This is a genomic window from Hyphobacterium sp. CCMP332, assembly GCF_014323565.1.
GTDB lineage: Bacteria > Pseudomonadota > Alphaproteobacteria > Caulobacterales > Maricaulaceae > Hyphobacterium.
Map to the genome: position 1 here is coordinate 885,484 of NZ_CP058669.1, position 26,225 is coordinate 911,708.

At 59.5% G+C, this 26,225-nt stretch carries 22 protein-coding genes and 2 pseudogenes; 16 read left to right on the plus strand and 8 right to left on the minus strand.

The genetic code is table 11. From position 1 onward, the window contains the following. The first annotated feature begins 6 nt into the window (after window positions 1-6). Genes bamA through HXX25_RS04525 form a run of 7 tightly spaced genes read left to right on the plus strand, consistent with a single transcriptional unit; the run spans window position 7 to window position 7,276 of the window. Window positions 7-2,379, plus strand: coding sequence for an outer membrane protein assembly factor BamA (bamA, locus tag HXX25_RS04495; protein WP_187167314.1), 2,373 nt, complete (start codon window positions 7-9; stop codon window positions 2,377-2,379). A gap of 1 nt (window position 2,380) precedes the next feature. Further along, window positions 2,381-2,980 carry an OmpH family outer membrane protein gene (locus HXX25_RS04500; protein ID WP_187167315.1) on the plus strand — a complete coding sequence of 200 codons (600 nt, stop codon included), beginning with the start codon at window positions 2,381-2,383 and terminating at the stop codon, window positions 2,978-2,980. An 18-nt stretch (window positions 2,981-2,998) separates the two neighbouring features. Continuing rightward, window positions 2,999-4,006, plus strand: a complete 1,008-nt coding sequence (locus HXX25_RS04505) for a UDP-3-O-(3-hydroxymyristoyl)glucosamine N-acyltransferase (RefSeq protein ID WP_187167316.1) — start codon at window positions 2,999-3,001, stop codon at window positions 4,004-4,006. A gap of 2 nt (window positions 4,007-4,008) precedes the next feature. Further along, window positions 4,009-4,464 (plus strand): 3-hydroxyacyl-ACP dehydratase FabZ, encoded by a 456-nt coding sequence (gene fabZ, locus HXX25_RS04510; protein ID WP_187167317.1) that lies wholly within the window; start codon window positions 4,009-4,011, stop codon window positions 4,462-4,464. Continuing rightward, a complete protein-coding gene (gene lpxA, locus HXX25_RS04515) occupies window positions 4,461-5,252 on the plus strand; it encodes an acyl-ACP--UDP-N-acetylglucosamine O-acyltransferase (protein ID WP_187167318.1) in 792 nt (263 codons plus the stop codon). Before fabZ ends, lpxA begins: the two co-directional genes overlap by 4 nt. Then, window positions 5,245-6,108: an LpxI family protein gene (locus tag HXX25_RS04520; RefSeq protein WP_187167319.1), complete on the plus strand. Its 864-nt coding sequence runs from the start codon at window positions 5,245-5,247 to the stop codon at window positions 6,106-6,108. Before lpxA ends, HXX25_RS04520 begins: the two co-directional genes overlap by 8 nt. Then, complete coding sequence (locus HXX25_RS04525; protein WP_187167320.1) at window positions 6,101-7,276, plus strand: lipid-A-disaccharide synthase; 1,176 nt, start codon at window positions 6,101-6,103, stop codon at window positions 7,274-7,276. Before HXX25_RS04520 ends, HXX25_RS04525 begins: the two co-directional genes overlap by 8 nt. Here HXX25_RS04525 and gltA read toward each other — a convergent pair. Next, window positions 7,273-8,577 (minus strand): citrate synthase, encoded by a 1,305-nt coding sequence (gene gltA, locus HXX25_RS04530; RefSeq protein ID WP_187167747.1) that lies wholly within the window; start codon window positions 8,575-8,577, stop codon window positions 7,273-7,275. The two genes, HXX25_RS04525 and gltA, sit on opposite strands and share 4 nt — an antisense overlap. Window positions 8,578-8,606: 29 nt before the next feature. Then, a complete protein-coding gene (gene gltX, locus HXX25_RS04535; RefSeq protein ID WP_187167321.1) occupies window positions 8,607-10,040 on the minus strand; it encodes a glutamate--tRNA ligase in 1,434 nt (477 codons plus the stop codon). Window positions 10,041-10,202: 162 nt separating this feature from the next. Here gltX and HXX25_RS13480 point away from each other — a divergent pair. Then, window positions 10,203-12,210 (plus strand): annotated as a pseudogene (locus HXX25_RS13480) (ComEC/Rec2 family competence protein). Here the strand turns inward: HXX25_RS13480 and lexA are convergent. From lexA to HXX25_RS04565, 4 genes are all read right to left on the minus strand, one after another. Further along, on the minus strand, window positions 12,191-12,868 hold the full coding sequence (lexA, locus tag HXX25_RS04550) for a transcriptional repressor LexA (protein ID WP_187167324.1): 678 nt from the start codon (window positions 12,866-12,868) through the stop codon (window positions 12,191-12,193). The pseudogene HXX25_RS13480 and the gene lexA sit on opposite strands and share 20 nt — an antisense overlap. 66 nt (window positions 12,869-12,934) lie before the next feature. Continuing rightward, the gene (gene trpC, locus HXX25_RS04555; protein ID WP_187167325.1) at window positions 12,935-13,735 is read right to left on the minus strand and encodes an indole-3-glycerol phosphate synthase TrpC; all 801 of its coding nucleotides are present in this window, start codon (window positions 13,733-13,735) and stop codon (window positions 12,935-12,937) included. Next, window positions 13,732-14,751, minus strand: coding sequence for an anthranilate phosphoribosyltransferase (gene trpD / locus HXX25_RS04560; RefSeq protein WP_187167326.1), 1,020 nt, complete (start codon window positions 14,749-14,751; stop codon window positions 13,732-13,734). Before trpD ends, trpC begins: the two co-directional genes overlap by 4 nt. Then, window positions 14,751-15,341 (minus strand): aminodeoxychorismate/anthranilate synthase component II, encoded by a 591-nt coding sequence (locus tag HXX25_RS04565; RefSeq protein WP_187167327.1) that lies wholly within the window; start codon window positions 15,339-15,341, stop codon window positions 14,751-14,753. The genes trpD and HXX25_RS04565 overlap by 1 nt, the downstream gene beginning before the upstream one ends. 117 nt (window positions 15,342-15,458) lie before the next feature. On the opposite strand from HXX25_RS04565, the gene HXX25_RS04570 reads away from it, so the two are divergent. Beyond that, a complete protein-coding gene (locus HXX25_RS04570; RefSeq protein WP_187167328.1) occupies window positions 15,459-16,391 on the plus strand; it encodes a divergent polysaccharide deacetylase family protein in 933 nt (310 codons plus the stop codon). Here the strand turns inward: HXX25_RS04570 and trpE are convergent. Beyond that, a complete protein-coding gene (gene trpE / locus HXX25_RS04575) occupies window positions 16,353-17,795 on the minus strand; it encodes an anthranilate synthase component I (protein WP_187167329.1) in 1,443 nt (480 codons plus the stop codon). The two genes, HXX25_RS04570 and trpE, sit on opposite strands and share 39 nt — an antisense overlap. After that, entirely contained in the window at window positions 17,792-19,705 is a 1,914-nt protein-coding gene (locus tag HXX25_RS04580; RefSeq protein WP_187167330.1) for a peptidylprolyl isomerase, read from the minus strand. The genes trpE and HXX25_RS04580 overlap by 4 nt, the downstream gene beginning before the upstream one ends. A gap of 112 nt (window positions 19,706-19,817) precedes the next feature. Between HXX25_RS04580 and tpiA the strand changes: the two genes are divergently transcribed. The 7 genes and pseudogenes from tpiA (at window position 19,818) to eno (ending at window position 26,097) form a co-directional block, all read left to right on the plus strand. After that, window positions 19,818-20,534: a triose-phosphate isomerase gene (tpiA, locus tag HXX25_RS04585; protein WP_187167331.1), complete on the plus strand. Its 717-nt coding sequence runs from the start codon at window positions 19,818-19,820 to the stop codon at window positions 20,532-20,534. An 84-nt stretch (window positions 20,535-20,618) separates the two neighbouring features. Then, entirely contained in the window at window positions 20,619-21,602 is a 984-nt protein-coding gene (locus HXX25_RS04590) for a PleD family two-component system response regulator (RefSeq protein ID WP_187167332.1), read from the plus strand. 33 nt (window positions 21,603-21,635) lie between these two features. Continuing rightward, complete coding sequence (gene secG, locus HXX25_RS04595; RefSeq protein ID WP_187167333.1) at window positions 21,636-21,962, plus strand: preprotein translocase subunit SecG; 327 nt, start codon at window positions 21,636-21,638, stop codon at window positions 21,960-21,962. 77 nt (window positions 21,963-22,039) lie between these two features. Then, window positions 22,040-23,684, plus strand: a pseudogene (locus HXX25_RS04600) (CTP synthase). A 79-nt stretch (window positions 23,685-23,763) separates the two neighbouring features. Beyond that, a complete protein-coding gene (locus HXX25_RS04605) occupies window positions 23,764-24,420 on the plus strand; it encodes a GIN domain-containing protein (protein WP_187167334.1) in 657 nt (218 codons plus the stop codon). Window positions 24,421-24,532: 112 nt separating this feature from the next. Then, complete coding sequence (rpmF, locus tag HXX25_RS04610) at window positions 24,533-24,715, plus strand: 50S ribosomal protein L32 (RefSeq protein ID WP_187167335.1); 183 nt, start codon at window positions 24,533-24,535, stop codon at window positions 24,713-24,715. A 107-nt stretch (window positions 24,716-24,822) separates the two neighbouring features. Then, the gene (gene eno / locus HXX25_RS04615; protein WP_187167336.1) at window positions 24,823-26,097 is read left to right on the plus strand and encodes a phosphopyruvate hydratase; all 1,275 of its coding nucleotides are present in this window, start codon (window positions 24,823-24,825) and stop codon (window positions 26,095-26,097) included. Window positions 26,098-26,225: the final 128 nt, after the last annotated feature.

Here is a 26,225-nt window from a genome sequence, read left to right on the forward strand (position 1 = left end):
GCCCGTATGTCGAGTATTCAGCGCGTCCTGACCGCGGCAATCTATTGCACCATTTTCCTGGCATTGCCGCTGGGCGTTTCTGCATCCGCACGAGCGCAGGAAATTTCCCCCGAAGCCCTTCAGCCCGCTCAGCAGGCCGCGCCCTTACGTCAGGTTCTGGTGGAAGGAAATCAGCGCGTTGAGGCCGATACGGTTCTCTCGTACCTGCTCTTGCAGCCCGGCGTCCCGGCCGACCCGCAATCGATCAACCTGTCTATCCAGACCCTGTTCGCCACAGGTCTGTTCTCTGATGTCCGGATCGAAAATCGCGGCGAAGTCGTTGTCGTCTATGTGCAGGAAAATCCGATCATCAACCGCGTGCTGCTCGAAGGTAACCGCGCCACGGACGATGATACCATCACTGAAGAAATTCAGGCCCAGCCGCGCGCGATCTTTACGCGCGCCCGGGTCCAGGCCGATGTACAGCGGATTATTGAAGTCTATCGCCGCACAGGCCGCTTCGCCGCGCAGGTGACACCGCGTATTGTTGAATTGCCGCAAAACCGTGTCGATCTGATTTTTGAAATTTCCGAAGGTCCGGTCACCGGCGTGCGCCGCGTAAACTTCATCGGCAATCAAAGCTTCTCCGATCGCGAGCTTCGCGGTGAGTTGGTCACGGTGGAAACCCAGTGGTGGCGATTCTTCTCGACCAATGACAATTACGACCCGGATCGCCTCGAATATGATCGCGAACTGATCCGCCAATTCTATCAGAACCGCGGCTATGCTGATTTTCGCGTTGTATCGGCCGTTGCCGAGCTGACGCCGGATCAGGAAGATTTCTACATCACCTTCACCCTGGATGAAGGCGACGTCTATAATTTCGGCGAGATCACCGTTGATAGCGAACTGCCGGACGTCGATTCGGACGTTCTCGAGGGCTTCCTGCCGATTCAGACGGGTCAGCTTTTCCAGGGTGAACAGATTGAAAATGCAGTCGACACGCTGAACTTTGCCGTTGGCGCGTCAGGCTATGCTTTCGTCAACATCATTCCGAATATCTCCCGCAATCGCGATGAGCGCACGGTAGATGTGACGTTTGAAATCGAAGAAGGTCCGCGCGTTTATATCGAACGCATTGATGTCGTTGGTAATACGCGGACACTGGACTATGTGATCCGCCGCGAAATGGAGCTGGTGGAAGGGGACGCCTTCAACCGGTCTCTCATCGACCGCTCTCAGGCCCGCGTTCGCCGACTTGGTTTCTTCGAGGAGGTCGAGATCACGGAAACGCAGGGGTCGACGCCGGATCGGGCGCGCCTTCAGGTTGCTGTGACCGAGCAGGCGACCGGCGAATTGGCATTTGGCGCCGGTTTCTCGTCAACGGATTCCTTCCTGGTCGATCTGTCGATCTCTGAAAGAAACCTGCGGGGGCGGGGACAATTCCTGCGCTTCCGGGTTGCCGCGAGCTCGCGCCGCGAACAGATCGACGTCCGGTTTACCGAGCCGCGCTTCCTTGATCGCAATCTTGCCGCCGGTATCGATCTTTTCTCGGTGCGTTCCGACTTCATTACAGAAGCCAGTTTCGAAACCCAGTCGACCGGTTTCAGCTTGCGGGCCGGGTTCCCGACGACACGATCCACCAATCTGGGTCTGCAATACACGCTCCGGAATGATGACGTGGTGGTGTTTGCCGGTGCAAACCAGGCTCTGCGCAATCAGGCCGGGTCACGTATCACGTCGGTTCTGAATTACTCGCTGCGTTGGGATCGCGTGGACAACCCGCAGGCGCCAAGCCGTGGCTTCCGTGCCGAACTGACCCAGTCCTTTGCCGGTATCGGCGGCGATGTCCGCTTTGTATCAACCGAGATGACCGCGGCGGTCTATCGTCCGCTCTTCTGGAACGTGGTGGGCAGCTTGAGCGTCAATTCCGGCTTCATCATGGGCTGGGGCGGCGACAATATCCGCATCAATGACCGCTTCTTCCGCGGCGGAAATTCATTCCGCGGCTTTGAAATAGCCGGCGTTGGACCGCGCGTTGTTGTACGCGATGCCGCATCGGGCCGTCTGCTGGGTGGCGATGCGCTCGGTGGCCGGGTCTATGCAATCGGAACAGCCGAGATGTCGTTCCCGCTGCCATTGCCGGAACAATATGGTATCCGTGGTAGCCTCTTCACCGACTTTGGTACGGTGGGCCTTCTGGATGATAATGACATTATTGCCGAGGTTGCCGGCCAATCCTTTACCACAGATGATCTGTCGCTTCGCGTATCCGCTGGCCTCAGCATTTTCTGGGATTCACCTTTCGGTCCGGTCCGCTTTGACCTGGCCGAGGCGCTGGTCAACGAATCTTATGACCGCACCGAATTCTTCCGCTTCAGCACACGAACAGGATTCTAACATGAAACCTTCCTCCCTTAATCCCTTTGCGATTTTCGCAGCCGCTGTCACGCTTATGGCGATCAGCGCTCCGGCGATGGCGCAACAAACCATTCTCGTCATCAACGAAGACCAGATCCTGCGCGAAAGCGCGGTAGGTCAGCACATCGCGACCCGGCTTCAGGCCATCTCCACAGAGCTGGACGGAGAGCTTCGCGCGCTTCGGACCCCGATTGATGAAGAAGCCGAGCGCCTCAATGCCGAAACCGCTGCTATTACCCAGGAGGCCATTCAGCAACGACCGGACCTCCTTCAGCGTATTCAGACCGTGAGCCAGCAGGCTCAGGAATTTGAAGCCCGCCGTCAGCAATACTCGAACGAGCTGGTGGCAACCGAACGTGCGGCCATGCGCCCGGTTCTGGAGGCGCTTCAGGCGGTCCTGCAGGAAGTCGTTGAAGACCGTAATGCCGATATCGTCATTGATCGCGGCGCTCTCGTTTATGCCGGTCAAAGCGTCGATGCGAGCGTTGATGTGATCGAGCGCCTCAACGCCCGCCTGCCAACTGTTCCGGTCAACCGTGTCCGTCTGCCGGAAGGCGACGCACAACAACCGCAACAATAATCCTGAAGGGGTAGCGCCGTGGCCGATCCGCGTTTTTACGAGTCGGCACGTCCGCTATCTATCCAGGACCTTGAAACCCTGTCGGGCGCGAGCTTTGAAGAGCTTGCGCCCGCTGGCGTTTCTGCTGTGGGCGTCGCCCCGGTCGAGGCCATGCAGTCCGGGCATCTCAGCTATGCCGAGCGCAAGGTCGAGACGCCGGTGGCCGGTGCCATTGTTTTTACCAAACCCGAGCTCGCTGAAGGACTGCGGGCAGCGGGATGCATTGTCGGCGTTACGGGCAATCCACGCGCCGCGTTCGCGCGGTCCGCGGGCGTAATTTATCGGCTTCGGGAACTGGATGCTGGCGATGCTGCAATCGATCCGAGCGCACGCGTGTTTCCAGGCGCGTTTATCAGCGCCGGCGCGAAAATTGGCGCGCACGCCATTATTGAGCCCAATGCGGTTATCGGACCCGGCGTCGAGATTGGCGAAGGCGCAATCATCCGCGCCAACGCCGTCATATCCTGCGCCACCATTGGCGCCCGCACCGAGATCGGATCCTGCACCGTTATCGGCAAGTCCGGCTTTGCCGTGGTGCTGGGCGCAGAAAATCGTATCAAGGTGCCGCATTTCGGACGCGCCCTGATCGGCGCGGATGTGTCCATTGGTGCTTCCTGTTCCATCGATCGCGGCCTGTTCGGCGACACCCGCATCGACGACAATTGCCAGATCGATAATTTCTGCCAGATCGCTCACAATGTGCAGATCGGCAGCGGTACGGTCATGGCGGCCTTTGCCGGCATTTCCGGCAGCACGCGCATCGGACGAAATTGCCTGTTTGCGGGCCGGTGTGCGACGACCGATAATATAACCATTGGCAATGACGTCGTGATGCTCGCCGATGCGGCAGCCATGTATGACATTCCCGATGGTGAACGGTGGGGCGGCAGCCCGGCCATGCCGGCTCGGAATTACCTGCGGCAATTGACGCAGCTGCGGAAGATGTCGGGGATCAAGGGCGCTCAGGGAAAGAAGGCGCGGAGATAGACATGACGGACGCGAATACGACGATTGAAATCCGGGAAATTCTGGATCGGCTTCCGCATCGCTATCCGTTTCTGCTCGTGGACCGGGCTGAGGATTACCGTGAAGGCGAGTCGATCGTCGGCTACAAGAACGTCACGGCCAATGAACCCTTTTTTCCGGGCCATTTCCCCGGCAATCCCGTCATGCCGGGTGTGTTGATCGTCGAGGCCGTGGCGCAAGCCGGTGCGCTCCTGATGTCCAAAACCCTGGATGCCGATGTGTCAAAGACGGCGATCTATTTCATGGGGGTCGACAAGGTTCGCTTTCGCCGTCCGGTGAAGCCGGGCGATGTCTTGCGGATGCCCGTGCGCGTTACCCATATCCGGGGCGATCTTTTCAAATTCAGCGGCCAGGCCTTTGTCGGTGATCAGCGCGTCACCGAGTTTGACTTCTCGGCCAAAGGGGTTGGCGTCGTATGAGTGCGAATATTCACCCCACGGCCATTGTCTCGGAGACGGCAAAGCTGGGCGAAAGTGTTGAAATCGGACCGTTCTGCATCGTTGATGGCGATGTGGAGCTGGGCGATGGCGTTCGTCTCATTTCCCACGTCACGATCTCGGGCTACACAAAAATCGGGGCCGACACGGTTATTTACCCGCACGCCTCACTTGGCCACCCGCCGCAGGACTTCAAATACAAGGGCGAGGAAACCTGGCTGAAGATCGGGGCCCGCAACACGATCCGGGAGTATGTCACCATGCATCCCGGCACCGGTGTCGGCCGCAAGGAAACCGTCATCGGTGATGATGGGTTCTTCATGGTCGGAACCCATGTGGCGCATGACTGCATTGTCGGAAACAAGGTCGTCCTGTCCAATCATGCCGTTCTCGGAGGCTACACCGTCGTCGAGGATCAGGTCATTCTCGGCGGCTATACCGGCGTTGTGCAATTCTGCCGGATTGGCCGCCAGGCCTTCGTCAACGCCATGTCGCTTCTGACCAAGGATGTCATTCCCTATGGGGCGGCGGGAGGCAATCACGCCCATCTGGAGGGCCTGAATCTGGTCGGCCTGCGCCGGCGGGGCCATTCGCGTGAAGCGATCAAGGAATTGCGGACTGCCTATCGCCTGATGTTTGCCGAAGAGGGCTCCTTCAATGAGCGCCTGGTCGATGTTGCGAGCCTTTATCCGGACAATCCGGCGGTAAAGGAAATCATCCAGTTCATTCGCGCCGAGCCGAAACGCTCGATCTGCATGCCGCATGACTGAGGTTGTGACCACCGGCTGGAACAGACTCGCCATCATTGCGGGCGGCGGTGAAGTGCCCTTGCTTATAGCGCAAGGCGAAAAGGGGGCTGGTCGATCGCCCTTCATCGTCGAAGTGACGGGCTTCGCCGATCAGGATTTCAGCGTTTACGACAGGTCAGCTTTTCCGGTCACGAAGATCGGCGGCATGCAAAAAGCCATGCGCGAGGCAGGTTGTGATGCTGTCTGTTTCATCGGACGCATCACACGGCCGGACTTCAAGTCTCTGATGGGACTGGACAGGGCCGCGATGGCACTTCTTCCCAAGATCACCCAGGCCGCGCGCTACGGCGATGATGCCCTCATGCGTGTGATCATAGATTCATTTGAAAACAAGGGCTTGCGGGCGATTGGAGCGGACCAGGCGTTGGCCAGCCTGGTGCCGCAGCCGGGCACGCTGGGGGCAATTAAACCGAATGCCACTGCCATGGCGGATATCGAAAAAGCGCTGACCGTCGCGCGGGCCATTGGCGCGCATGATATCGGGCAGGGCGCTGTTGTCGCCAATGGTTTGGTGCTCGCTGTTGAAGCGCAGGAAGGCACCGACAATATGCTGGCGCGCGTGGCGGAGTTACCCGGCGACATTCGCGGGTCGGCAGAAGGCCGCGTCGGCGTGCTGGCCAAAACGCCCAAGCCGCAACAGGAGCGCCGTATAGATCTGCCGACAATCGGCCTGCACACAATAGACGGCGTCAGCCGGGCCGGGCTGGCGGGAATCGCAATTTTCGCGGGCAACGCCTTGATTCCACGTATGGACGAAACCATCGCCGCAGCCGATGCGGCGGGTGTGTTTATCTATGCTGCCAAGGCCGATGAGTAATCCGAAACGAATATTTCTTGTAGCGGTCGAGCCGTCGGGAGATGCGCTCGGCGCGGATTTGATGGACGCCCTGCAAACAGCTTACGGCGCTGATGTGGAAATTGCCGGCGTCGGCGGAAAGAAAATGTCAGCGCTCGGCTTGGAAAGCGCGATTGATATTTCCGAACTTGCCATTCTTGGCTTGCTGGACGGCCTGAAATCTTACGGCACCATTCTCAAACGGGTGAATGAAACCGTCGATGCCGCGATGGATTTTGGTGCCGACGCCGTTGTGCTCATTGATTCCTGGGGGTTCATGATCCGGGTCGCGCAGCGGCTTCAGAAAAGGGATAATCCGCCCCTTCTGGTCAAATATGTCGGCCCGCAAATCTGGGCCGCGCGGCCCAAACGCGCCAATGTGCTGGCCCACTCAGTGGACCATCTCCTGACCATCCATGCCTTTGACGCACCGATGTTCGAGGCCGCCGGGCTGGCCACAACATTCGTTGGCAATCCGGCGCTGGAACGTCCGGTAACCGGCGACGGAGCCGCGTTCATGGCACGTCACGGCATATCGGCCGATGCGCCGGCAATCGGAGTGCTGTTCGGCAGCCGCCAGAGCGAACGGAGGCGGATCGGACCGATCCTTCGGGATGCCATCGCCCTGTTGGCCGGCCGCTACCCGGAGGCGGTGTTCATTTCACCAATGGCACCGGCGATTGCCGGCGATGTCGCCGCTGATCTAAGCGCTGATTCACGTCTGCCGACAATTATTCAGGTTGATGAGGACGCTAAATGCGATGCCACATCGGCCATGACCGTAGCCCTGGCGGTGTCCGGCACCGCGACAACCGAATTGGCTCTGGCGGGCGTGCCAACCGTGGCGACCTACAAACTCGGCTGGCTCAGCTGGTTCATTTACCGGTTCATCCTGTTCAAGGCGAAATATTTCAGCCTCGTCAATATCGCCGCCGATCAGGAATTGATCATCGAGCACGCGCAAACCGGTGCCAACGGTGAAACGCTGGCCGCATCTGTTGGCACATTGTTGTCGGAAATCGGGAGCGGGAAATCACGTGGCCCGGCATTGCAGGCTGCGGCCCTGGCGATGAAGGGCGACGGGCAATCCAGCGCCCGGGCGGCTAAGGCCGTGATCGATCTGACCACGGCCCGCCAAAGTCGCGACTAACGTTTGGTGATCGGTATGTAATTGCGTTCCGTTGCACCGGCAAACAGCTGCCGCGGACGGCCGATTTTCTGAACCGGATCTTCCAGCATCTCGGTCCATTGGGCGATCCAGCCCACAGTCCGGGCCAGAGCAAACAGGACGGTAAACATCGAGGTCGGGAAGCCCATCGCGCGCAGCGTGATGCCTGAATAGAAGTCGATATTCGGATAGAGCTTCTTCTCTACGAAATAGGGATCTTCAAGCGCGATCTTCTCCAGCTCCAGCGCCACCTGCAGCAGCGGCTCGTCGCGCACGCCCATCACGTCCAGCACTTCATGGCAGGTGTCGCGCATGACCTTGGCGCGTGGATCGTAATTCTTGTAGACCCGGTGACCAAAGCCCATAAGGCGGAATGGGTCATTCTTGTCTTTGGCGCGGGCAATGAATTCCGGAATCTTGTCTACCGTGCCGATCTCTTCCAGCATGTTGAGCGCAGCTTCATTGGCCCCGCCATGCGCCGGACCCCACAGGCTGGCAATGCCGGACGCAATGCAGGCGAATGGATTGGCACCGGAAGACCCGGCAAGACGCACGGTGGAAGTGGACGCATTCTGTTCGTGATCCGCGTGCAGGATAAAGATTTTATCCATCGCCTTGGCGAGCGTCTTGTTCAGCTCGAAGTCCTCGGCGGGAACGGCAAAGCACATACGCAGGAAATTACCGGCGAAGTCGAGATCATTGCGCGGGCTGATAAACGGCTGACCGATGGAGTATTTGTACGCGCGCGCCGCAATCGTCGGCATTTTGGCAATCATGCGATGACTGGCAATAATGCGCGCTTGCGGATCATTGATGTCGGTCGAGTCATGATAGAAGGCGGACAGGGCACCTACCGTGCCGACCATGACCGCCATCGGGTGAGCATCCCGGCGGAAGCCACGGAAGAACTGGTCAAACTGATCGTGCAACATGGTGTGCCGCCGGATCGTCATGTCGAAATTTTCCAGCTCTTTCGCCTCTGGCAATTCACCGTGCAGCAAAAGATAGCAAACTTCTATAAAGTTAGAGTTTTCAGCCAGTTGATCAATCGGATAGCCACGATAGAGCAGCGTGCCTTCATCGCCATCAATATAGGTGATGTGGCTTTCACATGAGCCTGTGGACGTGAAGCCCGGATCGTAGGTGAAAACGCCGGCCTTGCTGTAGAGGCTGCGGATGTCGATGACGTCGGGGCCAATGGATCCCTTCAGGACGGGAAATTCATAGGTCTGACCATCAATCGTAAGCGTGGCCGTGCCATTACGTTTCGCTTTGGTTTCCATCATGGTCTTCCTTCTCGTCTTCCTCGGGTCTATGCGCCCGTTTTGATTTGATCCGCCATTCGGCGCAAGACTTCATCGCGACCCAGCCATTCCATGACCAGTGAGAGGTCCGGTGCCGGCGCGCCGCCTGTGAGAGCCGCCCGTAACGGTGCCCCGATTTTTCCAAATCCGATTCCCTCGCTTTCAACAAAGGCTTCGAGTTCGGCATGCAAACGCTCTGAATCCCACTCCGGCAGTGCCTCGATACGGGGCCGGAAACGGGCTAACAGATCTGGCGCATCGCCGTTGAGAGGCTTTGCGGCCTTGCCCTCCAGTACAATAGGAGTCTTTCGGAAGAGGAAATAGGCCTGATCGGCCAGTTCGGCTAGGGTCGCGGCCCGCGTCTTCAGCACATCCATCGCTGCCAGAAGGCGCGCGCGGAAAGCCTGAGAGCCCGTATCGATGCCCTCTGCCAGCTTTTCGCACCAGGGCGAGACCAGCTCCAGCAGTCTGGCATTGTCTGCCAGCTTCATGTGATGCGCGTTGACGCTGGCCATCTTGTCAAAATCGAGCCGCCCCGGCGCCTTGTTCAGACCCGACAGGCTGAATACCGCCTGGGCTTCCGCATCGGTGAAATATTCCTGATCGCCATGCGCCCAGCCGAGGCGAAGCAGATAATTGCGCAGGCCTTCGGGCAAATAGCCCATATCCCGATACGCTTCGACACCAAGGGCACCATGCCGTTTTGACAGTTTCTTGCCATCCGGGCCATGGATCAGCGGTACATGCGCGAAGACCGGCCGATCCCAGTCCAGAGCATCATAGATTTGCGCCTGACGGCCGGCATTCACGAGATGATCATCGCCGCGCACAATATGAGTGACGCCCATATCGTGATCATCAACCACGACTGCAAGATTATAGGTTGGTGTGCCATCGCTGCGCAAAAGCACCAGATCATCGAATTCCTTGCCATTCCAGCGCACATCGCCCTGAACGGCATCCTTGACGATGACGTCGTCATCTCCGGCGCGAAAACGCACCACAAACGGCACACCGTCTGGCGCATCCGATGCTGGCCGGTCGCGCCAGGTGCTCCGAAGCGCGCGGCCTTCGGAAAAGGCAATCTGGCGCGCCGCCGCGGCGTCTTCCTCGGACATGTAGCAGCGAAAAGCGCGGCCCTTCGCCAGAAGGTCGTCGACAACAGCCGCGTGGCGCGGGCCATTGGCATTTTGCGAAACCGGTTCGCCGTCCCAGTCCAGACCCAGCCAGGTCAGACCTTCTAGGATGGCGCGCGTCGCCTCTTCTGTAGAGCGCACGCGGTCGGTATCTTCGATACGCAAGAGGAATTTGCCGCCAGCGCCACGTGCCAGCAGCCAGTTGAAAAGGGCTGTGCGCGCACCACCGATATGGAGAAAGCCTGTCGGTGAAGGCGCAAAGCGTGTAACGATGGGTTGTGTCGTGTTTTGCACTCGCGAAACCATGTTGCACTGCGGAAAGATGACCGCGTGGTAGCATGGCGGGCAGGGGGATGGAACAGTCGATTGCGCCTGAATGAAGCCTCACTTCTGAAATCCGCAAGGGTTCGGCTTGCCAGCTCTCGCGAGTGGTGGCTCGGGTCGCGGGATCTGACCCGCCCGGTTCGCATGGCGATCTGGGCACCAGTGGCACTGGGGGCAGGCGCGCTCGCCTATTTCGGACTGCCAGGCGAACCGCCAATAATTCTGATTTCAGCATTGGTTATTGCCGCAATTCTGGCCGCGCTTACGGCCTGGAAATACGCGGCGGAAAAGCCTGTTTTATGGTCGGTTTTGATGCTGGCGGCGTTCGCGGCTTTCGGCTTTTCGCGGGCGCAGCATCATACTCTGGGTCAGGAAACGGTTTTCGTCATAGAGTCACGCCGCGCGCTAACGGTAGAAGGCTGGATAGAGGCCGTTCAGAACAGCAATGGCCGTGAGCGGATTATCGTCCGGGTCAGTTCGCTTGAAGGAATGGAACGCCCGCCGGCGCGGGTGCGCTTTTATGCTCGACGCGGTGAATTGGGGCCCGGAGACGGTATTTCAGCCCGCATCGTCCTGACGCCACCCCGGCGCCCTGCCGTTCCCGGCGGTTATGATCCGGCTTTTGCGGCCTGGTTTTTCGGTCTGGGCGGCACTGGATATGCGATTGCGGCACTGGAAGCTGAAAATGTCGAGGGCGGTGCGGCTTTGCGCCAACTGGCCCGCTGGCGCTGGCGGATGGCCGAACACATTCGCGAGCGCGCCGATCCGGAGACTGCGGGCATTGCCGCCGCCTTGCTGACGGGCGACCGGTCCGGCATTCCACCGGATCAGGCCGAGGCCCTTCGCGCGACGGGGCTGGGGCATATCCTGGCCATATCCGGTCTGCATATGAGCCTGTTTGCGGGCGGATTATTTTTTGTGGTGAGGGCTTTCGGGGCTGCAATCCCCGCATTCGCCCGCCGTTATGATCCGCGCATACCCGCAGCGGTCATCGCGTTGATTGGCGCGACACTTTATCTTGTCCTTTCGGGCGCATCGGTGTCGACACAGCGCGCCTTTGTCATGGTGTCCGTCGTGCTTCTGGGAATATTGCTCAAGCGCCGCGATCTCGATGCAATCCATCGCATTGGCCGCCGCCATCATCCTTGCGCTGCAGCCGCAGAGCGTTCTGTCACCGGGCTTTCAGATGTCCTTTGCCGCAGCCTCGGCGCTTGTGGCGGCGTTCGATATCTGGCGGCGGCGGGATACGCATGATCGCCAGAAAGGTGCTATCGGCGGCTTTCTGGGGTTCTGGGGGACGCTCTCCTTCTCGTCTTTGGTGGCCGGCAGTGCGACGGCCGCTTTTGCAGCCTTCCATTTCAACCGGATTGCCGTTTATGGACTTGCGGCCAATCTTGCAGCCATGCCGGTATTTTCGCTGGTGGTCATGCCCGCCGGAGCTCTGGCTCTGGCGCTAGCCCCGTTCGGCATGGACGGGCCAGCACTCGCGGTAATGAGTTGGGGTCTGATCTGGGTCGTTCGCATTGCCGAATGGGTGGCGTCCTGGCCCGGCTCCCTGGCACCCATGGCGTCGGCCCCCGGTGTTGTCCTGACAGTTTATGCCCTTGGTTTTGTCCTGCTGGTGGCGGCGTCCGGCCTTGCCCGGCGGATTGGATTGCTCGTCATGCTGACCGCGTATGCAGGATGGGGATTCAGTCGGCCTCCCGATGTCTTCATCAGCGAGGAGGGCGTCGTATTGGCCCGGTTTGAGAACGAGGACGGACCGGCCTGGGCCAGCACAGACCGCCGCCGCGCCCGCTTTGCGACATCGGTGTTTCTCGAACAGGCGGGCGAAAGTGTGCGGCCCGGCCGGGATGGTGTGGCGTGTGATCCGCGCGGATGCTCCGGGCGAACGCAAGGCATGACTATCACCGTTGCGGAAAGCGATGAAACCCTGACGGAAGACTGCGCCCTGTCCGATCTGGTCGTTCTGAAGACCTATGCCTCACCGATACAGCGGGCCGCTTGCGCGACGCGCCTCATTGATCTGGGAGAACTGGAAGCGCGCGGCGCAAGAGCACTCTACTTGCAAAGAGATGAAATTCATCGCGAAACGGATGTCGAAACCCGCCGCGGTGACCGCGTCTGGACGACTAGTGATAGCGGCGGATAAGCCCCACCAGCTTGCCCTGAACGCGTACGCGATCCGGGCCGAAAATCCGGGTTTCATAAGCAGGGTTGGCTGCTTCCAGAGCCACGGAACCGCCTTTCTTGCGCAGACGTTTCAGCGTGGCTTCTTCCTCATCGACCAGCGCCACCACGATCTCGCCATTCATGGCGGTATCGCAGCGCTCGATAATGACGATATCGCCGTCGAGAATGCCGGCATCGATCATGGAATCACCCTCGATCTCTAGCGCGTAATGTTCGCCGCGCCCGCCCGCGAGGTCCGGCGGCAACATGATGCGCGATTGTTCATGCTGAATGGCCTCGATCGGCACGCCGGCGGCAATCTTGCCCAGCACCGCGATTTCAATACCGGCACCATGGTCCGGCTCGGCACCGAAATTGGGCCGGACAACATTTTCCGCATCAGACGAAACGGCAGGTGCGCCGGTATCCGGCATTTTCAGCACTTCCAGCGCCCGGGCGCGATGCGCGAGGCGTCGGATGAAGCCGCGCTCCTCCAGAGCGGTGATGAGGCGATGAACCCCCGATTTTGACGCCAGGTCCAGCGCATCCTTCATTTCTTCAAAGGACGGCGAGACACCATCTTCGCTCAAACGTTTGTTGATGAAGAGCAAAAGCTGTTGTTGTTTGCGCGTCAGCATGGGCTCACTCCATAAGGAACAAATCAGAAACTTCTCTGGATGTTCTATGAGTGTTCCGGGTAAACGTCAAGTAAACGCCAATCCGCCCAGAAGCTCACGCGTCGCTTGCGCCACATCGGCCTGCCGCATCAGGCTTTCTCCCACCAGCAGGCCTTTTGCGCCCGCAGTCTTCAACCGCGCCACATCCGCCGCCGTCGCGATACCGCTCTCGGCTATGGCGAATCGATCCGCCGGAATATCGGCCGCGAGCTTTTCGAAGGTCGAGAGAGACGTCTCGAATGTGGTGAGGTCGCGGTTATTCACGCCAATCAGGGGCGAGGGCAGGGCGAGGGCCCGTTCCAGCTCGACCGCGTCATGGGTTTCAATCAGGGCTGCCATGCCCAGATCGTGCGCGGCAGAGACGAGATCAAGCGCCAGCGCGTCATCGACGCTCGCCATGATCACCAGGATCGCATCCGCGCCCAGCGCGCGCGACTGCTTGACCTGCCAGACATCCAGCAGGAAATCCTTGCGAAGCGCGGGCAGGGGCACGGCGCCTCGCGCCTGCGCCAGATAATCCGGATGTCCCTGAAAACTTGGCTGATCGGTCAGCACGGACAGGCAGGCCGCGCCGCCTTCGGTATAGGCCTTGGCCAGAGATGCGGGATCAAAATCATCCCGTATCAGTCCCTTGGACGGGCTGGCTTTCTTGACCTCTGCAATCAGGGCGATGCCCGTGGTATTGGCCTTTGCGATCAATGCACCTTCAAAATCGCGCGCCGGACCGCAAGCTGCGATCATCTCGTCCAGGCGTGCGTTGCTGAAAGCCGCTTTCTCGGCGGCAATTTCATCGCGCTTGTAAGCTTCGATCTTGCGAAGCGCGTTCACGCTTCGCCTCGGGAAATCTGCGCCATCGTTTCCAGTGTCGCTTTTGCAGCGCCGCCATCAATGGCGGCGACGGCCATCTGCGCACCGTCTTTCAGATTGCTGGCGAGCCCGGCGACGATGAGCGCTGCGGCCGCGTTCATGACGACGATTCCGCGATAGGCTGACGGCTGACCGTCCAGAAGGGCGCGCAAGGCGGCTGCGTTTTCTTGCGGTGTCCCGCCGATCAGGTCCTCGATCACAGCCTGGGGCAGGCCGGCATCGGACGGCTGCAGCGTGAATTCGGTGATCTGGCCGTTATCAAGCTCGACCACACGGGTTTCGCCGGTCGTGGTGATTTCATCCAGACCATCCGATCCATGGACCACCCAGGCAAATTCACAGCCCAGCGTGTGCAAGGCTTGTGCGACCGGTTCCTGCCAGCGGGCATCAAACACGCCCAGCAATTGGCGTTTGGCTCCGGCGGGGTTCGCCATCGGCCCCAACAGGTTGAAAATCGTCCGCGACCGCAGCGCCTTGCGCGCGCCGCCGACATGGCGCACGGCGGAATGGTGCGCGGGCGCAAACAGGAAACCGGCACCGGCCTCCCTGACCGAGCGCTCCACCTGATCGGGCGTGGCTTCCAGATTGATGCCCAGTGCGGCCAGAACTTCCGATGAGCCCGATTGTGAAGATGCCGCACGGTTTCCGTGCTTGGCCACTTTTGCGCCGGCGCCCGCGGCGACAATCGCGGCAGCCGTGGAGATGTTGTAGGTGCCCTTCGCATCGCCGCCTGTCCCGCAGGTATCGATGGCGCCGGCGGGGGCGGTGATCCCCTTCATGCGCTTGCGCAGCGCTCTGGCACCGATGGCGAGATCGTCCGGTGTCTCGCCGACGGCGGCCAGCCCGATCAGAAAGCCGCCAATCTCGGCTTCTCCGGCTTCCCCTTCCATCAGGAGGTCGAAAGCCCCGGCAATGTCGTCCGCAGCAGGATGCTCACCGCGAGACAGCGATTGCAGGCAATTGTGAAGCGCGCTCATCAGGCGATCTCCTTCACCGGCAATCCCGCCAGTGTCATGAAATTGGCGAGCACGGCGTGCCCGTGCTGCGACGCAATGGATTCGGGATGAAATTGTGCGCCGTGAAGCGGGCGGGTCTCATGCCGCATGGCCATGTTTTCACCATCGGCGGTCCGGGCATTGATGATCATTTCGCTATTCCCGGGCAAATCCGCAACGGCCAGTGAGTGATAACGGGCCACGCCGAACGGGCTGGGTAATCCTGCAAAAATGCCGCTTCCGTCATGCGTGATATCGCTGGTTTTGCCATGCATGATCGCCTTGGCCTGAACGGTTTGCCCGCCAAATATCTCGCCCATGCATTGATGACCGAGGCAGACGCCCAGTATCGGCAGATGCTCCGGCGCGCTGCGCAGAATATCCATGCATATTCCGGCATTTTCCGGACGTCCCGGGCCGGGCGACAGGCATATTGCAGCCGGATTGAGAGCGAGCGCGTCAGCAGCTGACATCACATCATTCCGGATGACGCGCGTCTCCGCCCCCAATTCCTCGAAATAGTGGACGAGGTTGAAGGTGAAGCTGTCATAATTGTCGATGATCAGCAGCATGAAGGTGCGTCCCGTTGGCTGAACGGTAATCTAGGCGAGCGCCTGCTTGGTGCAATGCTGCAATACGGTAACAGCAGGTAAACGAGGCGTTAACCGAAGCGGTGTGTGCATCATGGCATGCGCACGCGCTCCATTCATCCATCGACGCCATTGGTGTCGGGTCTGATCGCCGCCCTGGCCTTCATGGCGGGGGCGACGGCGTTTGAATTCGGCCGCAGCACGGCCATTGCGGATGCCGGCACTCTTGATGTGCCGATTGACGCTGTCGCAGCGAATGCACCAGCGATTGCCGAAACGATTGCGGCGGCTCCAGACATTCATCCTGACCTTCGGCCCGTCGTCGCGCTTGTGATCGACGATGCGGGGGTTGATCCCCATCTGACCCGCCGGGCCATGGCGCTGGATATACCGCTGACCTTGTCGTTTCTGCCTTATGCCGAGGCGACACCGGAACTGGCCCTGGTGGCCGCAGCGGACGGGAATGCCGTTTTCCTGCACATGCCGATGGAACCCTTTGGCCTGGAAGACCCGGGGCCGGGGGCGCTGACCCGTTATCTGCCGCCGACCGAAATGGCCCGCCGTGTAAACGCGGCCTTGGCGCGGGTGCCCGGGGCGATCGGGTTGAACAACCATATGGGCAGCGCCTTCACCGCGGATGCCGCCGCAATGCGCGCAGCCTTGTCGCCGCTTGCCGGCCGCGATCTGATCTTTCTGGATTCCCTCACCTCCGGCCGCAGCCGCGCTGGCCGTATTGCCGATGAATTCGGCCTGACCGCCTATCGCCGCGATATCTTCATTGACCACGATGCCGGCACAGTCGCCGCCGCACTGGATTCACTGGTCGCGGCCGCCCATCGGGACGGGCAGGTCATCGCCATCGGTCATCCGCGCACCGCAACCCTCGACGCGCTGGAAAGCTGGCTAGAGAGCGAGGCCGCGCAATCCGTACGCTTTGTGACGATGTCGGACTATTCCACTGGCATTCAGGAAGCGGTGGAACTGGCCGAAATCTCAGACGAAGCGGTGGGCCTGTTCGGCGGCGCGGAATAGGGCCTGAGCCTTGTTGATACATTCCTGACGTTCGGATTCCGGATCGGAGTCCAGAACGACCCCGGCCCCCGCCTGCACATGCATTTGGCCGTCCTTGACCAGAGCGGTGCGAAGGGTGATCGCCATGTCCATATTGCCATCCGCGCTGAAATATCCCGCCGCGCCCGCATAATAGCCGCGTCTGTGGGGTTCGATTTCATCTAGGATCTGCATGGCCCGAACTTTGGGCGCACCGGACACCGTACCCGCTGGAAACCCGGCAAACAGCGCCGATATCGCGTCTTCCCCGCCGGCCAACTCGCCCTCGACATTGGAAACAATGTGCATGACGTGGCTGTATCGCTCGACGATCTCACGCTGCGTGATGCGGATCGTTCCCGCTTTAGCCACTCGGCCCACATCATTCCGGCCAAGGTCGAGCAACATCATATGCTCGGCGCGCTCCTTCGGATCCGCCAGAAGATCCACTTCCAGCGCCGCATCTTCGGCAGGATTGGCACCGCGAGGCCGTGTTCCGGCAATCGGTCGAACCGTGACCAGCCCGTCGCGCGCTCGCACCAGAATCTCCGGACTCGACCCGGTCACGGCATAGCCGTCAAACTGGAAGTGAAACAGGAAAGGTGAAGGGTTGAGCCGGCGCAATGCGCGGTAGAGCGCAAATGCGGGAAGATCAAACCCCGTTGAAAACCGCTGGCTGAGAACGCCCTGGAAAATATCGCCGGCTCTGATGTGCTGCTTGATACGATCGACGCTGGCGCGATAGGCCGCCGCATCAAACGTGGAGACCGGTGAAATCGCTTGCTCTGCGCCGGGCACAGAGGCCGCTAGCGGTGTATCGAGTTGATCCAGCAAGCCTTGCAGCCGGTTGCGAACGTCATCCGTGGACTTGCCTTCAGCGACCCGTCCAAAAGCCGTGATTTCCTGTTTCAGCGCATCAAACACAATCACGACACGCGGCCGGATCAGGCGGGCTTCCGGGATCCCCGCAGGATCATCCGCTTGCGTGTCCGGCAGGGGTTCAATCGCCCGGATGAGGTCATACCCGATATAGCCATAGAGGCCGGATGCGATTGACGGAATGTCCGCGAGTTCGTGAATTTGCGCGGCAGACACCAGTTTTCGGAGCGATGCAACAGGGTCATTGCCATCCGGTTCCGGCGCTTGTCCCGACGATAAATCCTGAAGGAAGGGCTGGCCTTTTTCGACCGTCCAGATCAGGTCCGGGTCCATTCCGATGGCCGAAAACCGGCCCCGGAAAGATCCGCCCTCGACAGATTCGAGCAGGAAGGCGTTTTCGGTGTCTTTCGCCAGTCTCAGGAAAGCCGCGACAGGCGTTGTCAGGTCATCAACGCGATTGACCGAGACCAGTCTGCCGGACGCAGGCGAATAGCCCGTTTGTGTCACTGGATTGCGTTAGGGTCGACCACGCCCAAAGCCTGATCCCGAAGCTGCACGTTGACCTCGGACCCGTCATAGTCGAATTCGCGATAGAGGGCCGACACGAGGCTGGAATCGATATCCCGGCGATAGCCCTGATTCAGGAAATCCTCGACCTGAGACAGAATCTCCGGCTGCGGGATCTCGCCATCCCTCGCAGCGTTGACGCGAAGCACCATGTGCGAACGCCCGGAACCCGTGCGGGTCGCTTCCATTTCACCGACATCAAGGCCGAAAGCCAGGGACACAACCTGGCGGCTGAAATTGTCAGCGGTCTGATCCCGGCGAAGGCTGGCCTGTTCAACCCGGAAGTCCGGATTGGCTGCCGCGATGGCATCCAGCGACTGGCCACTCTCGACCAGTTCAACAACCTCTTCGGCCAGAGCTTCAAGGCGGGAATCGATTTCCTGCAAGCGCCAGACGGTTTCGGCATCATCGCGGGCTTCTTCTAGTGTCCGCACGCGTGGCGCTTCAACAATATCGACGCGCGCGGCAAAAAAGTTGCCGTCGCCATATTCGGTCAATTCGCCATCAATCAGGGCCGGGCTGGCAAACACGGCTTCCAGCACGTCCTGTTCCTGGAAGAAGCCAAAGGCAAAGCGGCCATCATCGTCGCGGCCCTGATTGTCGATGGGCTGATAGACGGCGTACGGGATATTTGCGGCCAGTGCCGATTCCTCGATGTTGAAACCACTGCCACGGGCCTCTTCATAGGCACCAAGGTCCGCATAAAGGGCGTCCTCAGCCGCGGCCCGGGCCAGCTGTTCGCGTATTTCGACGCTCCGCTCTTCCAATGTTGGAATGTCATCGTCCTGCGCAGCCTCAACAACAATCGCAAACCAGCTGCCAAATCGTGTTTCAACGGCAATCGTATCGCCGGCTGCCATTTCAAACAGCGCGTCGCGTACCTGCTCGTCAGCTATCTGATAGGATTGGCGATCTTCCTGACGCGATGGCGGATTACCGCCCAGATCAGCCGCAATCGCAGCGGGGTCCTCGTCATTGCCAAGACGCTCGGCAGCTTCGCGGGCAGCGCTTTCATTATCAAACGAGATTTGCGTGTAGGTGCGGGTGGCCGGTGTGCCGATGGCACCCACTTCCAGCTCGTATTCATACTGTTCGGCGATCTGCGTTTCATCGACGGTGACGTTGCCGAGATAATCGTCAATCCGCAGACGCATGATGGTGAAGCCGCGCCGCGCAGGCGTCGTGAAGAATTGCGGATTGTCGTCAATCGTCGTCTGAAGTTGCGCGTCGGTCGGTTCACCGATTTCTCCCGCAGCAGATGGGGAAATGATCAGGGCTTCCAGATCCCGCGTTTCCGACAGATAGCGGGTCAGAATGGTGCGGTAGACGTCCGGCTGGCGAATCCCGTCGAACAGCCCTTCGGTCAGCTGACGCAGAACGATATCGTTGCGGATTTCTTCCTCGAACTGGTTTTCGCGCTGACCGGCGCTGGCCAGGTAGTTCTGGTATCCGAGGCGGTCAAAACCGCCGGTAATGGGGTCGACAAAGGCCTCGAACCCGATGATTTCGTCGCGAACAGCTGCGTTCGAAGCAGAGATGCCAAGGGAGCGGGCCTGAGAGCGCAGCATGGCATCCAGAACGAGTTGGTTCAGAACCGTATTACCAAGACCGTCTGCACGGCCCTGTTCCTGCGTATAGCCGGGGTTTTCTTCGCGCTCGCGCTGCAGGGCGCGTTCAAAATCCCGGGACAATTCGTAAACCGTCACTCGCTCATTGCCGACCGTCGTCACGGCCGTGCCGGGAGCTTGAAAGATGTCATTCACGCCCCAGAGCGCGAAGCTCACAATCATCAAGCCAATGATGACGACGAAAATGGGGTTTTTGATGGCATTGCGAACGACAGAAAGCATTGACGAGAGCCCGATATTCTTGCGTGAGTGCCGGAAACTAGCGGCGGCGTTTACAGGCCGCAAGCGTGCCGTCATTGTCCGGCGCAACGGAATCAGACCGGAGGAGGGGTGAATGGCGCGCCGTATGCTGATCGCAGGTAATTGGAAAATGAATGGCTTGCGCCAATCACTTGTATTTTTTGAAGAAATCTGCTCCATTGCCGGGTCTCGGAGCGATGTTGATGTTCTGCTCGCCCCCCCGGCTACATTGATATTCAGTGCTGCAGAAATCGCAGGACCGGTCAAAATCGGCGGACAGGATTGTCATAATCATCCGTCGGGCGCTCATACTGGCGACATATCGGCGGAAATGCTGCGCGATGCCGGCGCATCCTGCGTCATTGTCGGCCATTCCGAACGCCGCGCCGATCATGGCGAAAGCAGTGATCTGGTCCGGTCCAAGGCAGAAGCCGCTCAGGCCGCGGGGCTGATCCCCGTCATTTGTGTTGGCGAAAGTGAATCCGAGCGACGCGCGGGGAAGGCCGAGGCGGTCGTAGGCGCGCAGCTGGATCAATCGCTCCCGGAGAATACGGCCTATGTCATTGCCTACGAGCCCGTCTGGGCGATCGGCACGGGCCTGACAGCGTCGATCGAAGACATTGCGGCGATGCATGCCTTCATCCGGTCGAATCTGCCAGACGGGCCGAATACGCAAATCCTGTACGGTGGATCGGTAAAGCCGGACAATGCGGCGGACATCCTGTCATTGACCGATGTGGATGGCGCACTTGTTGGCGGCGCCAGCCTGAAAGCCGCGGATTTCACCGCAATAATTGCGGCAGCCCCGTAAGATTCGAAACGTCCTCGTAAGCCGATATCAATCATTTTCCGGCATGAATTGACGTCTATGACCTTTGTGGTTCGGGGTGGATTAATGGCCGAAATGGATCTTCAGCGCGCGTCAGTCCTGCTATTCGATCCCGTGCATGTAAATCTGCGGACGACGCGCTATGCGTTGAATGAAATCGGATTTCGCTCGATCGAAGCCATCAGTGCCGTTGAGGAATTCCAGCGCCAGTTGCGCGACAATAGCTGGGACATGATCGTTGCCGAATGTTCGGCGCCCAAGGTCGATATCTTCAAGTTTGTGCGGATGATCCGTCGTGGAGAAATCACGCCAAATCCCTATTCTGTAATCGCGCTGACCTCATGGATGCGCGATGGCGCGCACGTTCGCCTGGCCATTGAGTCAGGCGCTGACGACGTCATTGTCCGCCCGTTTTCGACGCAATTTGCCGAAGAGCGAATCCGCACGATGATTCGCAAGCGGAAAGCTTTTGTCGTCACCAGCGATTATGTCGGCCCGGATCGTAGGTCCGGCGATCGCGCAGCGGAAGCTAACGATTCGGTGATTGTGCCGAACACACTTCAGGCAAAAGCGGATGGCGATGAGGAACAATTGCGCGAAGCCTATATGGGAATTCGCGAAACCAAGAAGCAGATCGAAGGCGAACGGATCCGCCGTCTCGCCATGCGCATTGTTGTGACGACCGAGCTGCAATTCGATTCCAAGGCGGGGCCGGCAAAGGCTTTTGACCCTGCCGATATGATGAAAGCCGCCCGCGAATTGTGCGACCAGCTGGAGAAAAGCGGGCGGTATGATGCCGTTCAGGTGGCCGAAGCACTGATTGATCACGCCCGCAACTTTCGGAACCCGGACGAACGCAACGTCAAGAATTTCCGGCTGGCGAAAGAGCTGGCGATTGGCACATATGCCGCTTATGCCAATGGCCAATCGCTCGAAAAAGCCGAAAATGAAATTGCGTCAACGGTACAGGCTCTGCGAACGCGGCTGTCATCTGCCGCTCCGGGGAGTAGCGTTCAGGACTTGCCTGCGCTAAAAGCCGCCACCATGTAGACGGGGTTTCCCGAAGAAGGCGGCGATTTTGCCATGATGACAGTACTTTTGATCATTCAGCTTCTGGTTTCGGCCGGGCTGGTCGGTGTGGTTCTGATGCAGCGCTCCGATGGTGGCGCGCTCGGCATTGGCGGCGGTGGTGGCGGCATGATGTCGAGCCGCGGCGCAGCGACGGTTCTGACCCGTTCAACGACCTTTCTCGGTGCTGCTTTCTTTGCCCTGTCGATTGTGTTGGCGATTGTTGCAGGTGTGGACGCGCAGGGGCGCAGCGTTTTTGACGAAGTTGAAGACGACGCTCAAACGCTCGATCTGACGATCGAAGAGGACACGTCCACCCCGTCTCTGCCGGACGAACGCTAGCCTTCCACTGACATTTCCAATAAACTGACGGATGGTGCGCTTTCGCTGCGTCCGAATCTGGGTTATTCAGAATTCCCATGCCGCGATATATCTTCATCACTGGCGGCGTGGTCTCCTCGCTTGGAAAAGGCCTCGCCTCCGCCGCACTCGGTGCTTTGCTTCAGGCGCGTGGATATAAAGTCCGCCTGCGCAAGCTGGATCCCTATCTGAATGTCGACCCCGGCACGATGTCGCCCTACCAGCACGGTGAGGTGTATGTGACCGATGATGGTGCCGAGACAGATCTGGATCTCGGCCACTATGAGCGCTTCACCGGCGTGTCGGCCGCGCAAAGTCCGACAACATCACCACCGGCCGCATCTATTCGACGATCCTATTGAAGGAGCGGCGCGGCGACTATCTGGGCGCGACCGTTCAGGTCATTCCGCACGTCACCGACGCAGATCAAGGAATTCGCCTGACCCCCGCCCTGACGATGCCGGCAAGGAGGTCGATTTCGTACTGTGCGAAGTGGGCGGTACAGTCGGCGATATCGAGGGGCTGCCATTCTTTGAATCGCTGCGCCAGCTCGGCCAGGAATTGGGGCGCGACAACGCCATATTTCTGCATGTCACCTTGTTGCCCTACATCAAGGTGGCCGGCGAGATGAAGACCAAGCCGACCCAGCACTCCGTCAAGGAATTGCGGTCGATCGGTATTCAGCCGGATATTCTGCTTTGCCGGTGCGAACAGCCGCTCGATCCGGGTGATCGCCGCAAGATCGCGCTCTTCTGCAATGTGCCGGAATCGGCCGTGATCGAAGGCCAGGACGCATCATCATTGTACGATGTACCGCTGGAATATCATGGTCAGGGCCTCGACAGTGAAGTCCTGAAGCGCTTCCGAATCGAGGATGCACCGGAGCCGGACCTGTCACGCTGGGAAGCGATTTCCCGCACCATTCACGAGCCGGACGGCGAGGTCACAATCGGCGTTGTCGGCAAATATACCGGCCTGCTGGATGCCTACAAATCACTCAACGAAGCCCTCACGCATGGCGGTATTGCCAACAATGTGAAGGTGAAGCTCAAATGGCTGGATTCCGCCCAGTTTCAGGACGAGGACACTTTCGCGCCGCTCGAGAATGTGCATGGCATTCTGGTGCCGGGCGGATTTGGCGAGCGCGGTGCCGAGGGCAAGATTGCCGCGGTCCGTTTTGCGCGGGAACGCAAGATTCCGTATTTCGGGATCTGCTTTGGCATGCAGATGGCCGTCATCGAGGCCGCCCGGCATCTGGCGGGTCTGGAAAAGGCGAATTCCTCGGAGTTCGGTCCGACCGAAGAGCCATTGATTGGACTGCTGACGGAATGGACCCGTGGAAACGACATCGAGCGTCGCGGCAGCGAAGACGATCTCGGTGGCACGATGCGGCTGGGGGCTTACAAGGCGGCGCTGAAAGAAGGCAGCCGGATTCGCGAGATCTACGGCTCGTCCCAGATCGAGGAACGTCACCGGCATCGCTATGAGGTGAATATCGCCTATCGCGAACAGTTGGAAGCCGCCGGTCTCAAATTCTCCGGCCTGTCACCCGATGGCGTTCTACCGGAAACCGTCGAACTGGAAGACCACCCCTGGTTCATCGGCGTGCAGTATCATCCGGAGCTGAAATCCCGCCCGTTTGAACCGCATCCGCTCTTTGCCAGCTTCATCAAGGCCGCCGTCGAACAGAGCCGTCTGGTCTGATTTCTGCCGCCCGGTGCATCCATTCCGTGAGGCAGGTGCATCTCTGAACTGACGATCTGTGTCAGGACGGGAGATTACCATGATGAAATATGCTTTCAGTGCGCTGGTCGCGATCGGGCTGGCAGGCGCGGCCGCAGCGCAATCGGATAGCGCCAACCGCACGATTGATGTTTTCCGCCATCTGGATGCAGGCGGAAATTTCAACATCCGGTTTGAACCGTCTGATGTCCCCAGTCTGCGTATGGATGGCGATGCGGATGATATTGAAGATATCGAAGTCGATTATCACGGTGACACACTTGAAATTCGGCAGGATCGCGGGGCCCTGCGCTGGTTCGGCCGTCGGAGACGTCTGGATGTAACGATCTATGTGAGTGGTCCGAACGTCGCCTCCTTTGATTTATCTCAGGGGATTGATGCGAATATTACCTCGCTTGAGAGCGATGATGTTGCTATCCGCGTCTCGACCGGTGCCGATGCAGAGTTTTCGGGGACCTGCGGGACCGCGCGAATCAATGTGTCGACAGGCGCGGATCTCGATGGGCGGGATCTGGTATGTGCCAGCATTCGTGCGAATGCCTCAACCGGCGCGAACGCCACAATTGATGCCCGGGACGCATTGGTCGCCAATGCTTCGACCGGAGCGGATATCCGATCAATCTCGCGGCCACAAAGCCTGAGCATGCGGTCGAGTACGGGTGGCAATGTCCGTGCAGGGAGCCGTCGTTCGAATTAGCCGCAGTCCATGCACCAAAGGCGGTTGCGTTCGCCGGGGAGTGAGGCTATACGCGCCGGTCTTCGCAGGCATGGGTCTGCGTTATCTGTTCACTTAACGACCGGAGAGACCTATGGCGGTCCCCAAGAGAAAAACGACCCCGTCCAAGCGCGGGATGCGCCGCAGCCACGACAAGCTGGGCAACCCGACTTACGTGGAAGACAAGGACTCCGGCGAATTGCGCCGTCCGCATCACATTGACCTGAAGACCGGCATGTATCGCGGCAAGCAAATTCTGGAGCCGAAGGAAGACTAGGGTCTTCTCAGGTTTCAATTGAAATCCGGATGAACGCGTGGGCTTGCGCCCGCGCGTTTTTCTTTTATGACGCGCCCGGACACTGTCTTTGAACCCGGAGCGCTTCCATGACTGCAATCGTCGACATTATTGGCCGTGAAATTCTCGACAGCCGGGGCAATCCCACGGTCGAGGTTGATGTCGTCCTCGAAGATGGCAGCATGGGCCGCGCAGCTGTGCCGTCCGGTGCCTCGACCGGGGCGCATGAAGCCGTCGAGATGCGCGATGGCGGCGACCGCTACAATGGCAAGGGCGTTCAAAAAGCGGTTGAAGCCGTTGAAACGGAAATCTTCGACGCGATTGGCGGCATGGATGCCGAACAGCAGCGCGATATCGATGATACGCTGATTGCCCTCGACGGAACCGCCAACAAGAGCCGGCTGGGGGCCAACGCGCTTCTGGGCGTGTCCCTGGCGACCGCAAAGGCGGCGGCGAATTCGCTCGCACTCCCGCTCTATCGCTATATTGGCGGCATCAATGCCCGCGTCCTGCCGACCCCGATGATGAATATCGTCAATGGCGGCGCTCACGCGGACAATCCGATCGATTTCCAGGAATTCATGATCATGCCGATTGGCGCGCCAAGCTTTTCGGAAGGCCTGCGCCAGGGTGTCGAGATTTTCCATGCGCTGAAATTGCGCCTGAAAGCAGAAGGGCACAATACCAATGTCGGTGATGAAGGCGGTTTTGCGCCCAATCTGAAAAGCGCCGAAGAAGCCCTCGATTTCGTCATGGCGGCCATAGAGTCGGCCGGCTTCAAGCCGGGCGATGAAATCGGTCTGGCGCTGGATGTTGCCTCGACCGAATTCTACAAGGATGGCAAATATGTGCTGGAAGGCGCTGGCATCACCCATGACGCCGAAGCCTTTGCGGCCTATCTGGCCCGGCTGGCCAATGACTACCCCATTATTTCCATCGAGGACGGCATGGCCGAAGACGATTGGGAAGGCTGGGTCGCTTTGACCGAAGTGGTCAGCGGCAAGGCCCAGCTTGTGGGCGATGATCTCTTTGTAACCAATCCGGTGCGCCTCGCCAAGGGCATCGAGATGGGCGCGGCCTCGGCCGTGCTGGTGAAGGTCAATCAGATCGGCACTCTCACCGAAACACTGGAAACCGTCGAAATGGCATTGCGGTCCGGCTATGGCGCGGTCATGAGCCACCGGTCCGGCGAGACTGAAGACGCCACGATTGCCGATCTGGCTGTGGCGACCGGATGCGGTCAGATCAAGACCGGCTCGCTGGCCCGTTCAGACCGCACCGCAAAATACAATCAGCTTTTACGGATCGAAGCGCAGCTGGGCGCACAGGCGCTTTATGCCGGTGCAGATCCGATCGCCATGTAGGCGATTGTCTCCGGATTGTTCCTTTTCGTGTTTGCGGCCGGTGTGAAGTGCAGCGGTCGCAAACAACGGCAGGGGATGACGCGTGAGGCATTCCCGCTAGGAAGCGGGATGGGATTGTGTGAGCGTTC

Excerpts from the sequence above, each read along its gene's own strand:
- fabZ (WP_187167317.1), top strand. The coding sequence starts at position 4,009 with ATGACGGACGCGAATACGACGATTGAAATCCGGGAAATTCTGGATCGG.
- tpiA (WP_187167331.1), top strand. The coding sequence starts at position 19,818 with ATGGCGCGCCGTATGCTGATCGCAGGTAATTGGAAAATGAATGGCTTG.
- HXX25_RS04580 (WP_187167330.1), bottom strand. The coding sequence starts at position 19,705 with ATGCTTTCTGTCGTTCGCAATGCCATCAAAAACCCCATTTTCGTCGTC.
- HXX25_RS04520 (WP_187167319.1), top strand. The coding sequence starts at position 5,245 with ATGACTGAGGTTGTGACCACCGGCTGGAACAGACTCGCCATCATTGCG.
- bamA (WP_187167314.1), top strand. The coding sequence starts at position 7 with ATGTCGAGTATTCAGCGCGTCCTGACCGCGGCAATCTATTGCACCATT.
- gltA (WP_187167747.1), bottom strand. The coding sequence starts at position 8,577 with ATGGAAACCAAAGCGAAACGTAATGGCACGGCCACGCTTACGATTGAT.
- HXX25_RS04570 (WP_187167328.1), top strand. The coding sequence starts at position 15,459 with ATGCGCACGCGCTCCATTCATCCATCGACGCCATTGGTGTCGGGTCTG.
- rpmF (WP_187167335.1), top strand. The coding sequence starts at position 24,533 with ATGGCGGTCCCCAAGAGAAAAACGACCCCGTCCAAGCGCGGGATGCGC.
- lpxA (WP_187167318.1), top strand. The coding sequence starts at position 4,461 with ATGAGTGCGAATATTCACCCCACGGCCATTGTCTCGGAGACGGCAAAG.
- eno (WP_187167336.1), top strand. The coding sequence starts at position 24,823 with ATGACTGCAATCGTCGACATTATTGGCCGTGAAATTCTCGACAGCCGG.
- HXX25_RS04525 (WP_187167320.1), top strand. The coding sequence starts at position 6,101 with ATGAGTAATCCGAAACGAATATTTCTTGTAGCGGTCGAGCCGTCGGGA.
- HXX25_RS04590 (WP_187167332.1), top strand. The coding sequence starts at position 20,619 with ATGGCCGAAATGGATCTTCAGCGCGCGTCAGTCCTGCTATTCGATCCC.
- secG (WP_187167333.1), top strand. The coding sequence starts at position 21,636 with ATGATGACAGTACTTTTGATCATTCAGCTTCTGGTTTCGGCCGGGCTG.
- lexA (WP_187167324.1), bottom strand. The coding sequence starts at position 12,868 with ATGCTGACGCGCAAACAACAACAGCTTTTGCTCTTCATCAACAAACGT.
- trpD (WP_187167326.1), bottom strand. The coding sequence starts at position 14,751 with ATGAGCGCGCTTCACAATTGCCTGCAATCGCTGTCTCGCGGTGAGCAT.
- HXX25_RS04565 (WP_187167327.1), bottom strand. The coding sequence starts at position 15,341 with ATGCTGCTGATCATCGACAATTATGACAGCTTCACCTTCAACCTCGTC.
- gltX (WP_187167321.1), bottom strand. The coding sequence starts at position 10,040 with ATGGTTTCGCGAGTGCAAAACACGACACAACCCATCGTTACACGCTTT.
- HXX25_RS04500 (WP_187167315.1), top strand. The coding sequence starts at position 2,381 with ATGAAACCTTCCTCCCTTAATCCCTTTGCGATTTTCGCAGCCGCTGTC.
- HXX25_RS04605 (WP_187167334.1), top strand. The coding sequence starts at position 23,764 with ATGATGAAATATGCTTTCAGTGCGCTGGTCGCGATCGGGCTGGCAGGC.